Origin of the sequence: Neiella litorisoli (assembly GCF_014773395.1) — a bacterium.
GTDB classification, from domain to species: Bacteria; Pseudomonadota; Gammaproteobacteria; order Enterobacterales; family Neiellaceae; genus Neiella; species Neiella litorisoli.
Genome location: NZ_JACXAF010000001.1, coordinates 166199 through 181633 on the forward strand (window position 1 = coordinate 166199; position 15435 = coordinate 181633).

Here is a 15435-nt window from a genome sequence, read left to right on the forward strand (position 1 = left end):
CAGATGTCCAAACCCATTGTGCTCAGCGGTATTCAGCCCTCTGGAAGCCTCACTATCGGAAACTACATTGGTGCAATTAACCAATGGGTGCCGATGCAAGATGAATTTGACTGCTTCTTTATGTTGGCAGATCTGCACGCCATTACCGTGCGTCAGGATCCACAGCAACTGCGCGAGCAAGTGTACGACTGTTTGGCCATGTACATCGCCTGCGGACTGGATCCGGAAAAAAGCGCCATTTTTGTTCAGTCCCATGTACCAGAGCACGCTCAACTGACTTGGGTACTGAACTGCTACACCCAAATGGGCGAGCTGAGCCGGATGACTCAATTCAAAGATAAGTCGGCGAAAAATGCCAGCAACATCAACGTTGGTCTGTATGGCTATCCGGTATTGATGGCCGCAGACATTCTGCTTTATCAAGCCGCCCAAGTACCGGTTGGTGACGATCAGAAACAGCACCTCGAACTGACCCGCGATGTTGCCACCCGCTTTAACAATATCTACGGCGATACCCTACGCGTGCCGGAGCCGATGATCCCGAAAGTTGGCGCCCGTATTATGTCGCTGCAAGAGCCGACCAAAAAGATGTCAAAGTCGGATGCCAATCCTAAGTCGTTCATTTTGCTCAATGACACCCTCAAGCAAATCACCAAAAAGATTAAATCGGCGGTGACCGACTCTGATGAGCAAGCGCGCATTTTCTTCGACACCAAGGAAAAGCCTGGTGTGTCTAACCTGCTGACGTTGCTGTCGATTGCCACAGGCCGAACTATTGACGACTTGGTCCCTGAATACGAAGACAAAATGTACGGCCACCTCAAAGGTGACACCGCTGAAGCCATTGTCGCCATGATTGAGCCGATTCAGCAGAAGTACGCTGAACTCAGAGCCAATGCCGATTATCTGCATTCGGTGATGCGCAGCGGCGCCGATCGCGCCAGCGAGCAAGCTTCGAAAACACTGGCGGCGGTATACGACAAGGTCGGCTTCATTAAAGCGCCTTAGTCACTCGCCCGATTCACTGATTGTTACAGCCAGCGTCATGCTGGCTTTTTTATATCAATCCGTATGGACATTTGCCCAACAACCATTATATTAGATTTATCTAATTTTTAATTAAGGTGTTCTCATGACTCGTATAGTCATTATTGGCGGCGTCGCTGGTGGCGCTTCTGCTGCGGCTCGAGCTAGGCGAATGAGCGAATCAGCCAGCATTGTGATGTTTGAGCGCGGCGATTACGTCTCGTTTGCGAACTGTGGCTTGCCTTACCACATCGGCGGCGACATTGAGTCGCGAGACGCCTTGTTACTGCAAACACCACAAAGCTTTAAGCAGCGTTTCAATGTTGAAGTGCGTGTTCGCAGCAATGTCGAGGCCATCAACCCGACCGAGCAAACGGTAACTGTCCGCAACCTGGATACCAACGAATGCTACCAGCAACCATATGACAAACTGCTACTCAGCCCCGGCGCTAAATCCGTCCCCCCCCCTATTGAAGGCCTGAGCAGCAATCGCACCTTTACCCTGCGCACCATACCCGATATGGATCAGATCCAAGCACTGATCGACCGCGACAAGCCCAGTCACGCAACCGTGCTTGGGGGCGGTTTCATCGGTTTAGAAGCGGCCGAAGCATTGCGCCAACGCGGTATTGAGGTCGCACTGGTCGAATTTGGCAAGCAGGTCATGGCCAACGTCGATGCAGAGATGGCCAGTCCGCTGCATCAAGAGCTGCGCGACCATGGCGTCGATTTGCGCCTGGCAACAGCACTGACCGCCGTCGCAGACAATGGTGATTCGTTGACCTTAACTCTGTCTAACGGCACTTCACTGAACACTGAATTGCTTATCTTAGCGACCGGCGTAAAACCTGAAACAGAGCTAGCGAAGCAAGCTGGAATCGCCCTTGGACCAACGGGCGGGATTCAAGTCAACAGCCGGATGGAAACGTCCGTCGCCAACATTTTTGCCGCTGGCGATGCCGTAGAGCATGTTGATTTAGTCACCGGCCAAGCGGCGCTGATCCCACTCGCCGGCCCCGCCAACCGTCAAGGCCGAATTGCCGCTGACAACATGCTTGGCGGCGACAAACATTATCAAGCGACCCAAGGCACGTCAGTGTGTCGGGTATTCGGCCTGACCATTGCGGCCACCGGCAGTAGCGAAAAGGCACTACTCAAAGCCAAGCGCCCGTTTGAAAAAATCTACGTTCACCCAATGAATCACGCCGGTTATTTTCCTGGCGCGAGTGCCGTTAGCCTGAAACTGCTGTTTAATCCTGACGATGGCACCATTCTCGGCGCGCAGGCTGTCGGTAAAGACGGCATCGATAAGCGAATTGACGTGCTGGCGATGGCGATTCGCGCCAACCTCTCGGTGTTTGATCTTGAAGAACAAGAGCTTTGTTATGCGCCGCCCTATGGTTCCGCCAAAGATGTGGTCAATCTGGCAGGCTTTGTCGCCGCCAATTATCTGCGCGGCGAAAGCGACATTTGCCAAGTCGAAGACGTGCTTGCACCAAGCCCTGAGCAAGTCATTCTGGATGTCCGCAATCCTCCAGAACTAGCCAATGTCGGCACTATCGACCACGCCATCAATATTCCGCTCGATTCACTTCGGCAACGGCTCGACGAACTCGATCCGACGAAGGAGTATCTCGTCAGTTGCATGGTTGGGTTGCGCGCACATGTCGCGACTCGACTCCTGCTCAATAGCGGATTCAAGGCCAAAAACATGACCGGCGGTTACAAAACCTATCAAATGGTCAAAGCGGCAAGAGCGGTGGCCCCATGACCGAATTTACTCCTCTCAGCGCATTACTCGGGGGCGCACTTATTGGTTGTGGCGCGGTGTGGTTGTTGCTGCTAAATGGCCGCATTGCCGGCATTAGCGGCATTGCCAGCCAATTGCTAGCCAAACCAAATGGCGACTGGTGGTGGCGACTGGCCTTCGTTGCTGGGCTAATTGCTGCACCGTTATTGTTTTTTAAACCTGCGCAGGTACCTGATCTGTCAGGCCATTCCGATCTGCTGGTGATCGTCGCGGGGCTTTTGGTTGGAATCGGCACCAAAATCGGTTCGGGTTGCACTTCGGGTCATGGCATTTGTGGCATGGCGCGGTTATCGAAACGCTCAATCATCGCCACGCTGGTGTTTATGGCCACGGCGATTGTCGTAGTCGCCGTACAAAGGTTGCTGTAATCATGAAATATGCTTCACTGCTATCGTCCGCCAGTGCCTTGATGAGTGGCTTGTTATTCGGCGCTGGGTTAATGGTCTCTGAGATGGTCAACCCAGCAAAAGTGATTGGCTTTTTGGACATTTTCGGCCACTGGGATCCGTCACTTGCCTTTACCATGGCTGGTGCGCTTGCGGTGTACGCGCCCGTTTATTGGCTGCTGGTTCGGCGCCGCAGCGACTCGATGCTGGCGCAACCCATCCAAATTCCGAACAATCGCGAGATTGATTGCCCGCTGCTAATCGGTGCCATTTTATTTGGCGCGGGCTGGGGCTTGGCTGGGATCTGCCCTGGCCCTGCGCTCACCATGCTCAGCTCGCTGCAGCAGCCCATCGTGCTATTTGTTGTCGCCATGTTCGCAGGATTTTGGCTGGCACCAAGATGGTTAAGCTTGCTCGGTAAAGCCACTTCGTCATAAATATTCACTATTTTACATATGTGATATTTCGGATATGATGCAGCTTCGCTCGTTGGAGGTGCATCATGCCGGATACTCAACAAACCACGCCCCAAACAAACGGTTCACTAGACCGCTCTCTTGACGCCATCAAGGCGTTAGCTGATGCCAATCGACTTGAGCTGACCTTGCTCATTGCCGATCAGGGCGAGTTGTGCGTTTGCGAACTGGTGGTTGCAGTGCAACAACCGCAGGCCAAAATATCCCGCAATCTTGCATTACTTCGCCGCGCAGAAATTCTGCTCGATCGCCGCCAAGGCAAATGGGTTCACTATCAACTCAACCCATCGACCCCAGATTGGATTAAGCAAATGCTGACCACGATCAAGCAAACGGAAACCCGTCACCTCAATCAGCAGCGCCAACGCCTAGAGCAAATGGGGGACAGACCCCAACGCTTAAAAAACTGCTGTCCAAGTAGATAAATCGGAGAACAATCATGACCATCAAAGTAGGGATCAACGGCTTTGGCCGCATTGGCCGTCTCGCGCTTAGAGCCGCATTTGACTGGCCGGAGCTGGAGTTTGTCCAGATCAATGATGTCGCCGGCGACGCCGCGACATTAGCCCACCTGCTGCAATACGACTCAGTGCAAGGCACTTGGCCACATACCGTTGACTGCGATGGCAACGATATTGTGATCAATGGCCACCGCATTGCCTGCAGCCAGCAACGCAACATTGGCGATATTGATTGGTCGGGCTGTGACGTCGTGTTGGAAGGCACAGGCGTCCATCGCAAAACCGAATTATTGCAGCAATACATTGACCAAGGTGTAAAGCGCGTCGTGGTCTCTGCACCGGTGAAAGAGCCGGGCATTGCCAATATCGTAATGGGCGTGAATGACCACATTTATCAGCCCGATCAGCATCCAATCGTCACTGCTGCGAGTTGCACAACGAACTGTTTGGCGCCAGTAATTAAGGTGATCAAAGAAACCTTTGGCATCGAGCGCTGCATGATGACCACCATTCATGATCTGACCAATACTCAGACTATCCTTGATGCGCCACATCAGGATCTGCGTCGTGCCCGCGCTTGCGGCATGTCATTGATCCCAACGACCACTGGCTCAGCCACCGCCATTGTAGAAATTTTCCCTGATTTAAAAGGCAAAATTAACGGCCATGCGGTGCGCGTCCCACTAGCGAATGCTTCACTGACCGACATGGTCTTCGAGCTGCAGCAAGATACCGATGTAGCAGCCGTTAATGCGGCATTAAAAGCGGCAGCCGAAGGCGACTTGCTGGGTATTTTGGGCTACGAAGAAAAGCCGCTGGTGTCGATTGATTACAAAGGCGATCAACGCTCAACGGTGGTCGACGCTCAAAGCACCATGATGCTCGAGTCACGAATGCTCAAGATCTATGCTTGGTATGACAATGAAATGGGCTATGCAACCCGCACCAGCGAATTGATCCGCAAGGTCGGTTTGTCGGATTTGTAGTGAAACAGTATCTGCTCGTTACCTTCAATTACTGGAATTTCACCCTGACCGACGGCGCGCTGCGCATGTTGGTGGTGCTGCACTTCCATCAGTTAGGTTACTCGGCACTCAGCATCGCCATGCTGTTTCTGTTTTACGAAGTGTTTGGTGTGGTCACCAATTTAGTTGGCGGCTGGCTGGCCACTCGGCTGGGCCTAAATAGCACGATGAATATAGGCTTGGCGCTGCAAATTATCGCTCTTAGCGCGCTGGCGGCGCCTGCAGAATGGTTGTCGATTCCCTATGTCATGGCCGCTCAAGCGCTGTCAGGCATTGCCAAAGACCTGAATAAAATGAGTGCCAAAAGCAGCATTAAGATGCTGCTGCCTGAGCAACAACAAAGCGCTCTGTATAAATGGGTGGCGATTCTAACTGGCTCAAAGAACGCGCTCAAAGGCATGGGCTTTTTTCTGGGGGGCGCACTGCTGGCTTGGCTCGGGTTCAGCCATGCCATGCTCGCCATGGCAGCGGTGCTTGCTGCGGTACTGATCATGAGTTTGGTACTACTGCAGAAAGATCTCGGCAAAGCCAAAGCAAAAACCAAATTTCGCGATATTTTTTCCAAAAGTCGCAGTGTTAACGTCCTGTCAGCGGCGCGCATGTTCCTGTTTGGCGCGCGCGATGTCTGGTTTGTGGTCGCCTTGCCGGTCTATCTAGCCAGCGTTTTCGACTGGCCTCACATCCAGGTGTCTGGCTTTCTTGCGGTGTGGGTGATCGGCTATGGCTTGATCCAAGGCTTAGCGCCGGCCATCACTCGCGCCGGACAAGCGCTACCTGATGGCCGCTCGGCGCTATTCTGGGCAGCGCTGCTGGCAGCGGTGACCACTGGCGTGGCGGTGCTGGTGACCATGCAGTGGCAACCACAGTTAGCGATTGTGGTTGGCTTACTGGCTTTTGGTGCCGTGTTTGCGGTCAATTCGTCACTGCATTCTTATTTGATCGTCAGCTACGCCAACCGCGACGGCGTGTCATTGGACGTTGGGTTCTATTACATGGCCAATGCCATGGGCCGCTTGACCGGCACAGTGCTATCTGGGCTTGTTTACCAAGTCGCGGGGCTCACTGCCTGCTTATGGGTTTCAGTGGCATTTCTGGTGCTCACCAGCTTGATCTCACTGGCGCTTCCGAAGCACAGCTCAGTCAGGCAATAAGCTGGATCGCCATGGCCAACGCCATCACCAGAAACAGCACGCCGCTGGCCAAATGCAGCCAGCGCAATTGCAATCGCCGGAGCAAAGCACAACCAATTAGCACTCCGAGCGCTGATGTCATCGCCAAGCCCAAAGTGGCGCCAAGCCAAACCGAAAGAATGTCAAATTTAGTGCTCAGCGCCGCCACACTAAGTTGAGTTTTGTCGCCTAGTTCGGCCACTGCGATCAGGCTGAAGGTCGATCCAATCACGCGCTTGCGGCTAACGTGGCTGACATCAGAAGTATCTTCTGCTGGCTGATCTTGCCCTTGTTGCCACTCCTGCCAACCCTGCCACAACGCTTGCAGGCCAAAGATCGCGAACAGCACCGCAGCAGCGGTCAACACCCATATCGTTGGCAACCAACTGGCTAGCGTGCCGCCAACCGCAACGGCCAGCGCATTAAGCCCGGCAAATGCCAAGATGGCGCCGATGAGCACCTGCCTTGGCGGTAGTCTGGCAGCCAAAGCCATACAAACCAGCTGGCTCTTGTCTCCCATTTCCGCCAAGGTGACGATTAAAAAGCTAATTGAAAACGCTTCGAACATATTCGGCCTACCGCCGCACCTGCAGCTACTTTTTGTTGCAAAATTAATGAAGTTTAACGCCAGTGTGATCTAAGTCATGTCTTGTCCCAGCTAAACTGATAACTATTAGCATCAAGACTTTTTGTTAAATCGCTGTTATGCAAATTACCGATCGAGCCATTGAAGAAAAAACCATCCCCTTGTTTCGCCTCGCCTTCAGGCCGCTATTTCTGTTCGGTACCGCCTACGCGGGCTGGTTGATGCTGCGTTGGATATTAACCTTAACAGGCGTTTTAACATGGACCCATCCGGTCGCTTTATTTACCTGGCACGGCCACGAAATGCAGTTTGGCTTTGTCATGGCGATCATCATCGGCTTTCTATGCACCGCAGCGCAAAACTGGACCGGTATTCCCGGCCTGCGCAGTTGGTCGCTCGGCATCATCACCGCATGCTGGCTCGGAGGCCGCATTGTAGCCAATATCGATCCCAGTTCAATGGCGTTATATGTGTTTGATGCCGCCTTTATTGGCCTGGGTGCAACTGCCGTTGCGCGGCAACTTGTTCTGTCTGGCAATAAGCGCAACTTGATATTTTTACCCATCCTAGCGGTCTTCCTTGCCCTTCATCTAGGCCAAGTGTGGGCCATGCAATCAGCGCCACAATATGGTCAGGCATTAGGATTTGCCGGTATTTGGTGGATTGCGCTGCTGGTCAGTTTGCTGGCTGCCCGAGTCGTGCCCTTCTTTATCGAACGCCGGCTAAACGACAAACTACCCCGCGATCCGGTGTGGTGGCTAGCAGGTGCTCAATTCAGCCTGTTGGCGCTGGCGCTACTCAACGTTTTCTCTCAACCGGCGATTGCCATGCAATTGGCTGCGCTCATCGCCTTGGTATTCCAGCTACCACGATTATGGCGTTGGTACCGCGTCGGGATTTGGGCCGAACCGCTGTTGTGGTCGCTGTATTTAAGTTTTGCTTTCCTTCCCGTAGCCTTGCTAATGCTTGCTGCCACCGGCACTGACTATCTCAGCATGGTGATGCATTTACTCGGCGTCGGCCTGATCGGAGGCATGATTATGGCGATGATGGCTCGGGTCAGCCTCGGCCACACCGGCCGGATGCTCAATGCGCATCCATTAACGGTTTTTGCCTTTGCCGCCATGCTGTTGGCTGCAACCGCCAGAACGCTATTACCAGCGCTAGGTTTTGAATGGACTCGCTTCGGTTATCAGCTCTCGGCAATTGGTTGGATGCTGTCTATTGGCTGCTTCTTGTGGGTTTACGCACCTATTCTGTGCAAGGCCCGCGCTGACGGAAATCCCGGTTAAAGTGCAACCAAAGTGCTGCTTCACATAACAAAAAAATAACATGGATAGTTATCCCTCAGACCGAATATAAGCTTGATCCAGATCAGTATTCATTGGGGACAAATCTCGCCTAATACACCAGATATAGTGCCAAGCACACATGCACAACCACATATATTGTGCATAAAGCTAAAATAACCTGTGTATAACGTTGAGAGGAGACTACTGTGAAACCTGTGGTGATCAAGCGCGATGGCTGCCGAGTACCTTACGACAGCGAACGCATCAAGGAAGCTGTGATCCGCGCCAGTATTGCGGTCAATTGTAAAGACAACGCATACGCCGATCTGGTAGCGCACGCCGTGACATTGGAATTCGAAGATCACGACGAAGTCGACATCAATGAGATTCAGTCAGCAGTCGAAAATCAACTGATGCAAGGCCCTTACAAGGGCTTAGCTCGTGCTTACATCGAATATCGCCATGACCGCGATATGATCCGCGAACGCCAAAGTCGATTAAACAACGAAATTCAGGGCCTGGTCGAGCAAAGCAACTCCGACTTGCTCAACGAGAATGCCAACAAAGACAGCAAAATCATCCCAACGCAGCGTGATTTGCTTGCTGGTATCGTCGCCAAGCATTACGCCTTGCAATATATGCTGCCCAAGGAAGTGACCCGCGCCCATCAGCTCGGTGATATTCACTACCACGATCTCGATTACGCGCCATTTTTCCCCATGTTCAACTGCATGCTGATTGACCTTAAAGGCATGCTAACGAACGGCTTTAAAATGGGTAATGCCGAGATTGAAACGCCAAAATCGATTGCCACGGCAACAGCGGTCACGGCTCAAATTATTGCCCAAGTAGCGAGCCACATTTATGGCGGCACTACCATCAACCGCATTGATGAAGTACTCGAGCCGTATGTGCGTGCCAGCTACAAAAAGCATTTAGTCATTGCTCAAGAATGGCAGATTGCCGACGCCGAGGCCTTTGCCCGCGCTCGCACCGAGCAAGAATGTTACGACGCATTCCAATCATTGGAATATGAAGTCAACACCTTGCACACTGCCAATGGCCAAACTCCGTTTGTCACCTTCGGCTTCGGCCTAGGAACAACGTGGGAAGCCAAGCTGATTCAGCAGTCGATTCTGAAAAACCGCCTCGCCGGTTTGGGTAAGAATCGCCGCACTGCAGTCTTCCCGAAACTGGTCTTTGCCATCAAAGATGGTTTGAATCACAAGCAAGGTGATCCCAACTACGACATCAAACAATTGGCGCTGGAATGTGCTTCCAAGCGGATGTACCCAGACATTCTCAATTACGAGAAAGTCGTCGAAGTCACCGGCTCCTTCAAGACCCCAATGGGTTGCCGCAGCTTCTTGTCAGAATACAAAGATGAGAACGGCGAGCAAATACATGAAGGCCGCAACAATCTCGGCGTAGTTAGCCTTAACTTACCTCGAATCGCCTTGCAGGCTAAAGGTGACGAGAAGCGCTTCTACAAGCTACTAGAGAAACAGCTGAAAGTGGCTCGCACGGCGCTGGATACTCGTATTGAGCGTTTGCAAGATGTCAAAGCCCGTGTCGCTTCGATTCTTTATGTTGAAGGCGCCGCCGGTGTTCGGCTTAATCCAGATGACAGCATTGCTGAGATCTTCAAACATGGCCGCGCATCCATTTCACTTGGTTATATCGGCATTCACGAAACCATTAATGCCCTGTATGGCAACAGCAAGCACGTTTATGACGATGCCGAGCTGCGTGACAAAGCAATTGCCATTGTTCAGCATTTGCGCGACGCGGTGGATCGCTGGAAAGCAGAAACCGGCTATGGCTTCAGCTTGTACAGCACGCCAAGTGAGAACTTGTGTAGCCGCTTCTGTAAACTCGATGCCCGCGAATTTGGCGTGATCGATGGAGTCACCGACAAGGGTTACTACACCAACAGTTTCCACCTCGATGTGGAAAAGAAAGTGACCCCATACGAGAAGCTTCAATTCGAGCAACAATATCCGGCAATCGCTAACGGCGGCTTCATTTGCTACGGCGAATATCCCAATATTCAACACAACGTTGAAGCCTTGGAGGACGTTTGGGATTACAGCTACAACCGCGTACCATACTACGGCACCAATACGCCAATTGATGAGTGCTACAAATGCGGCTTTACCGGCGAATTCCACAGTTCAAGCAAAGGCTTTGTTTGCCCGCAGTGTGGCAACTCCGAACCAGAAACCGTATCGGTAACGCGCCGCGTTTGCGGTTACCTCGGCAGCCCAGATGCACGGCCATTCAACCATGGCAAGCAAGAAGAAGTGGTCCGTCGGGTCAAGCACTTGGATGAACAAACCACGGCGCCAGCGAGCGGGCCAGAGTATGTTCCTGAGTTGCAGCCAGTAGAGGCGAGCACCACAGCGCAGCAAGAGATCACCGCCTCGGCATGAACTACCACAAGTACTTCCCGGTCGACGTGTTAAACGGGCCGGGAACCCGCTGCACTTTGTTCTTGTCAGGCTGTGAACATCATTGCCGTGGCTGCTACAACCAATCCACCTGGTCACCTACCTCAGGGCATCGGTTTGATGAGGCGCTGCGCCAGCGCATTATCGATGATCTCAATGATCCTGAGATTCGCCGTCGAGGACTCACGCTGACAGGCGGCGATCCGCTGCACCCAGCCAACGTTGACGAAGTAGCAGAGCTGGTGACATTGGTTCGGGAACATTGCCCAGGCAAAGACATTTGGCTGTGGACTGGCTATACCTTGGCAGAGTTAAACCCGAAACAACTGGCCATTGTTGAGCAAGTGGACGCCTTTGTGGATGGCAAGTTCGAACAAGAGCTGGCCGATCGTCGCTTGAAGTGGCGCGGCAGTAGCAATCAAGTGGTTTATCGCGTTAGCGATGGCGATATTAGCGTTGTCGAAGTCTAATCAAACGAAATCGGCACTATAATCCAACGATTAAAACCGTGAAAACGACTGCGCCTGTGATGAACTTCCACTCCTTCGACCAACAACAAGCGGCAGATGTCGAACAACTGTTCGGCCAAGTCTTTAGCGATTCTGAAGGCGAAGCAGAGGGTCAACTGCTCGCCACCTTGGTAAACGAGTTAATCACCACAACCAAGGCGGCAGACCTAAAAGGCTTTGTCGCCTCAGACGATCAACTACTGATCGCTGCCATCTTCTTCACCCCACTGAAATTTCAGCAGCCGATTCAGGCATTTTTGCTATCTCCGGTGGCCGTGAAAACGAGCCATCAGGGCCAAGGCATCGGCCAGCAACTGATCAAATTCGGTATCGAGCAACTAAAACAACAAGGCGCCGAATTGTTAATCACCTACGGTGACCCGAACTTCTATGGCAAAACCGGCTTTCAGTCGCTACCTGAGTCAGTGATTCAAGCGCCACTGGCACTGAGCTATCCCCATGGCTGGCTCGGCCAATCACTTCTATCGGATACCATCCCCACCATTTCCGACAAACCAAGCTGTGTGCAAGCGCTAAACAACCCAATTTATTGGTGAATGCTTCTTCTGGGCAATCGGATATCCACAAAGCATCACACATTCGGTATACTCGCCTCGATACGGATATAGCTTTAAATTTAGTCAAGGAGAGACCATGTTCAGAACATGCTTATTTGTCATGTCTTGCGTTTTGCTGTCAGCTTGTGGCGGCGGCGGCGGAGGTAGTAGCAGTACGCCAAGCAATGGCAGCACAACCCCACCAAAAACTCAGCCTTCCTCCAAATGGGACGTTAGCAAGCCCAATTACTCTGGCTTAAGGAGCAATTACCCCATTGATGAGGTCAACGTAGTTGAGACCCTCTACTCAACGCTCGAGTCGATCGACTTGCTAACCTCCATGGCCTTTTCATCAAGTAAGCGCTTGTACTTCATTGAAGAGGATTCCTCCAGCGCGTTAACTGGCGATGCACAATGTGAATCTGGCTCGTTTACGGAGAAGGAAGTAGAGCCATCTAAAAAGCTAGAACTGACCTTTTCAGATTGCCGCACTGAAGGAGCAGAGATTGATGGCACAATCCGAGCCGTCGTCGAAAATGACGACTCGATAAGCGCCATTCTCGATTTGTCGATGAAAGATCTAGAATCGGCAGAAACGGTCACATTCAGCGGATACTACAATTTGTCGTCGCGCACCGAAGCTACTTTTAATTTGATGTTAGAAGCCAGCGATGGCGAGCAGTTGTGGTTTGACGGCCTATCGTTATCACAGTCAATGAGTGGAGACGCCTTTGGCACATACATTGACGGCAATATATACATTTCCGACTTGGGTAAATTGCGAATAAGCACGATCTCCCTTGGTAAGCAGCCGACCCCGAACGATATGGAATATGCTTTTACTCAACTTCAGATAGAGGGGGATAAAAGGGTAACCTTTGACGTTGAGCTACAGCATCAATTGAAATTGCTTTACAGCGCCGACGTACTGCCAGTGGAGGTGCCGCTCGATTCCAGTGTAGTTTTCGACTCGAACAAACCAAATTCCAGCCCAATTGCTAAAACAGAACAGGATAATTTTGTCACGAGTCGTTCAGAAACGATAAAAATATCAGCCACCCCATCAACTGATCCTGATTATGATTTAATAAAAGCTAGCTGGGAAATATTGAATCAGCCAGAAAGTAGCAATGTCACCTTGGTTCAGGGAAATACGTTATCATTGAGGGCAGAAATACCGGGAAATTACACCATCAGATTGACGGTATCTGATACTCAGGGAAATCAATCCCACAAAGATGTGGATTTGTACGTCCGTCGCAACGCTCCCACCGGCACCATTAACAATCTTCATGACTACCACATTTCTGAACAAGTTAAGGCCCAAGTGTCGCTTGAAAATGACGAATTTGATGGTCCTTTCAGTTACCACGTTAAATATGGCCCAGCCAACATGTCTATTGATAACTCCGGTTTGATTAGCTGGGATGGGGCGATACCTGATTACGGACATGATACAGAAGTCAATTTTGCAGTTGTAGCGAGTAATGCTGACGCTTACCAAACATTGGAGCATTCGCTGGTCATTCAATCGAAGTCAAAACCGACCATTAATAAACGAACTAATGCGAGCCTCGCAAAAATCCCTCTACATCAAGGCGAATCTGGAAAATGGTACTATTTCGACAATCCAACTACTGAATGGGTTGTTGAAGATAATTTAATTACCGAAAAATACCATAATTTCATTATCCCCGGAATGAAATCAGATATCGAGCATCAAGCGACCTCTGATGTAAACAACGATGGAAATGATGACTTTTGGTATTCGAAATATGATCAGGAGAAAAACCAACACCAAATCTATTGGCAAGATGGACTAACTACTGAATCCAACCTTTTCATCACTCTCGATAAAAACACCGACAGCGCCGTCAATATTTACGCTATAGACTACGACCAAGATGAAGTGCGCGAAATTGTCGTTCAAGACGAAAGCCAAGGCTATCGCATTTATGAGCCACAGACTGGTGAGTTGGCCATAGAAGTGAGCTCCGAAATCAACATCGATTTTTCTGCTGTTCACCTCTGCGACTTCAACAATGATGGCTACCTAGACTTCTTCAATGAACTCTCTAAACGGGGAAATCAATTAGGCGTCAACTCTATAACTGGTGACGCTTTTTCAGGTATGTCAGTTGGCGACTGGTACCTGACTGCGGAAAAAGGAACGACTTACGCCCAGTTTGTCGACACGGATGATAAACCAACTTGTGAGTACTTGATTAGCAATGATGACCAGTTGATCTACCTTAGTACAAAAACAACTGAAGGTATAACCCTTCTGGATCAATCTGATTTATTCAGGGAAGCAGTCAATGTTGCAGATATTGATGGCGACGGTGAGCAAGAAATTCTCGTTTACGGTCAAACTTCCTCTGGTGGGCAAATAAAGCAAGCGGCTTACATTATCAATAGAGATTCCGGCAACCAATTCAGCACTAAACAAACCCCGTTTGACATGCCAATCTACGATCACTTGAGGTTTAATCACTTGCGAGTGCTGGATATTGATCACGACGGTACCGATGAGTTAGTAACCTTCGAATACATATCCAAAACTCTCGATGATGGCACGTATATTTCTAACGTGTCAGATTCACACGGCACAGTAAATCCGGTATTCGTTCAATACAAAGCCTATAACATTGAATCTGACACATTGGTGTTGGTATCACTTACTGAGGAACACGCCGAATGGGTAACGTATGAGCTCGCGTATTGGAACGACGATGGCGCATTATCACTCTTTGCTGAGTTGCATCGTGGCTTGGCAATCAATACAGACATTACTCTCAATAGCGATGTTACCTATAACGGATTCGACTTTTCCACTACTTACGATTTTGCCATAGAGGACTCTAGCCCCGTTTTTTATCAGGGTGGAGCACCAAGAGGCACGATTAATAAAACCGATCAATTTGGCAATATACTTTGGTCTCAAGATCTCACATCGAACGGCTATGATGTTGAACGCATTAGTGCGCTAGGCAGCGGCCCGATATTTGTAGAACAAGATAACGCGTCGAGCATACTTCACCCTGAATCTGGCGAAGTATTAGCGACAGATGCCGGATATAAGCACATTCGTGGAAGCCACTTTAGCCATTATCAAAATGCTGATGGCAGTAGCCTCTTTGCGTCGCTTCTAAGCGGGCGGCTATTCAAAATATCCAGAACGAACTCAATCAGCAGCATTGATTTGCAAGCCCTTGAAGCACCTTTTAACTATTACTACTATGCGTTTGCCCAAATCGATGATGATCCACAAGCGGAGTTAGTTGCTTACAGTCGAAATCTACAAAACTACAGTGTCATCGACACTGAAAGCTTAATTGAACAAGAGGCTGGTCGCTATTTTTCAGCAACTAGCGAGCTTTCAGAAGAGATATGGGAATCCGTTTTTTTGCAATGCTTTGAATGGGACTCAAAATGCAAGAATTTCGTCAGCATCTCTAACGATGATGGCTCCAGCTATCAGGTTATTGACAAGTTGACAGGTAAAACGATTTGGAAAAGCCCTGTCTTAGCGACCTCTGGTAGTAAATTCTTCTTCAAACGCCAAGATAGCTCTATCAAGACATTGGTTAGCTCTCGTGGAGAACAAATTTTTACCATCGAATAGAGAATCATTCCCCCATAAACTGGGGTTCAAAACACGAACCCCAGCTTAACTCCCTGTAGATAC

At 50.5% G+C, this 15435-nt stretch carries 12 protein-coding genes and 1 pseudogene; 12 read left to right on the forward strand and 1 reads right to left on the reverse strand.

Translation table 11 applies throughout. The features are described from left to right. The first annotated feature begins 3 nt into the window (after positions 1-3). The 7 genes from trpS to arsJ all read left to right on the forward strand — a co-directional run bounded on the left by trpS (position 4) and on the right by arsJ (position 6335). Complete coding sequence (gene trpS, locus IC617_RS00730; protein ID WP_191143067.1) at positions 4-1008, forward strand: tryptophan--tRNA ligase; 1005 nt, start codon at positions 4-6, stop codon at positions 1006-1008. Positions 1009-1132: 124 nt separating this feature from the next. Beyond that, a complete protein-coding gene (locus tag IC617_RS00735) occupies positions 1133-2797 on the forward strand; it encodes an FAD-dependent oxidoreductase (RefSeq protein WP_191143068.1) in 1665 nt (554 codons plus the stop codon). After that, positions 2794-3204 carry a YeeE/YedE family protein gene (locus IC617_RS00740; RefSeq protein ID WP_191143069.1) on the forward strand — a complete coding sequence of 137 codons (411 nt, stop codon included), beginning with the start codon at positions 2794-2796 and terminating at the stop codon, positions 3202-3204. Before IC617_RS00735 ends, IC617_RS00740 begins: the two co-directional genes overlap by 4 nt. Before the next feature lie 2 nt (positions 3205-3206). Beyond that, positions 3207-3659 carry a YeeE/YedE family protein gene (locus IC617_RS00745; protein WP_191143070.1) on the forward strand — a complete coding sequence of 151 codons (453 nt, stop codon included), beginning with the start codon at positions 3207-3209 and terminating at the stop codon, positions 3657-3659. Between the two features lie 65 nt (positions 3660-3724). Then, positions 3725-4123: a metalloregulator ArsR/SmtB family transcription factor gene (locus tag IC617_RS00750; protein ID WP_191143071.1), complete on the forward strand. Its 399-nt coding sequence runs from the start codon at positions 3725-3727 to the stop codon at positions 4121-4123. A gap of 14 nt (positions 4124-4137) precedes the next feature. Beyond that, complete coding sequence (locus IC617_RS00755) at positions 4138-5145, forward strand: ArsJ-associated glyceraldehyde-3-phosphate dehydrogenase (protein WP_191143072.1); 1008 nt, start codon at positions 4138-4140, stop codon at positions 5143-5145. Continuing rightward, the gene (arsJ, locus tag IC617_RS00760; protein ID WP_191143073.1) at positions 5145-6335 is read left to right on the forward strand and encodes an organoarsenical effux MFS transporter ArsJ; all 1191 of its coding nucleotides are present in this window, start codon (positions 5145-5147) and stop codon (positions 6333-6335) included. The genes IC617_RS00755 and arsJ overlap by 1 nt, the downstream gene beginning before the upstream one ends. On the opposite strand, the gene IC617_RS00765 is transcribed toward arsJ, so the two are convergent. After that, positions 6325-6921, reverse strand: coding sequence for a TMEM165/GDT1 family protein (locus tag IC617_RS00765; RefSeq protein WP_191143074.1), 597 nt, complete (start codon positions 6919-6921; stop codon positions 6325-6327). The two genes, arsJ and IC617_RS00765, sit on opposite strands and share 11 nt — an antisense overlap. Positions 6922-7058: 137 nt before the next feature. Here IC617_RS00765 and IC617_RS00770 point away from each other — a divergent pair, with 137 nt between their 5' ends. The 5 genes and pseudogenes from IC617_RS00770 to IC617_RS00790 all read left to right on the forward strand — a co-directional run bounded on the left by IC617_RS00770 (position 7059) and on the right by IC617_RS00790 (position 15372). Further along, positions 7059-8231 carry an NnrS family protein gene (locus IC617_RS00770; RefSeq protein ID WP_191143075.1) on the forward strand — a complete coding sequence of 391 codons (1173 nt, stop codon included), beginning with the start codon at positions 7059-7061 and terminating at the stop codon, positions 8229-8231. Positions 8232-8437: 206 nt separating this feature from the next. Next, positions 8438-10558 (forward strand): annotated as a pseudogene (gene nrdD / locus IC617_RS00775) (anaerobic ribonucleoside-triphosphate reductase); the annotation flags it as partial. 101 nt (positions 10559-10659) lie between these two features. Continuing rightward, on the forward strand, positions 10660-11151 hold the full coding sequence (nrdG, locus tag IC617_RS00780; protein ID WP_191143077.1) for an anaerobic ribonucleoside-triphosphate reductase-activating protein: 492 nt from the start codon (positions 10660-10662) through the stop codon (positions 11149-11151). A 38-nt stretch (positions 11152-11189) separates the two neighbouring features. Further along, entirely contained in the window at positions 11190-11747 is a 558-nt protein-coding gene (locus IC617_RS00785) for a GNAT family N-acetyltransferase (protein ID WP_369410344.1), read from the forward strand. A gap of 97 nt (positions 11748-11844) precedes the next feature. Further along, positions 11845-15372 (forward strand): VCBS repeat-containing protein, encoded by a 3528-nt coding sequence (locus tag IC617_RS00790; protein ID WP_191143078.1) that lies wholly within the window; start codon positions 11845-11847, stop codon positions 15370-15372. Positions 15373-15435: the final 63 nt, after the last annotated feature.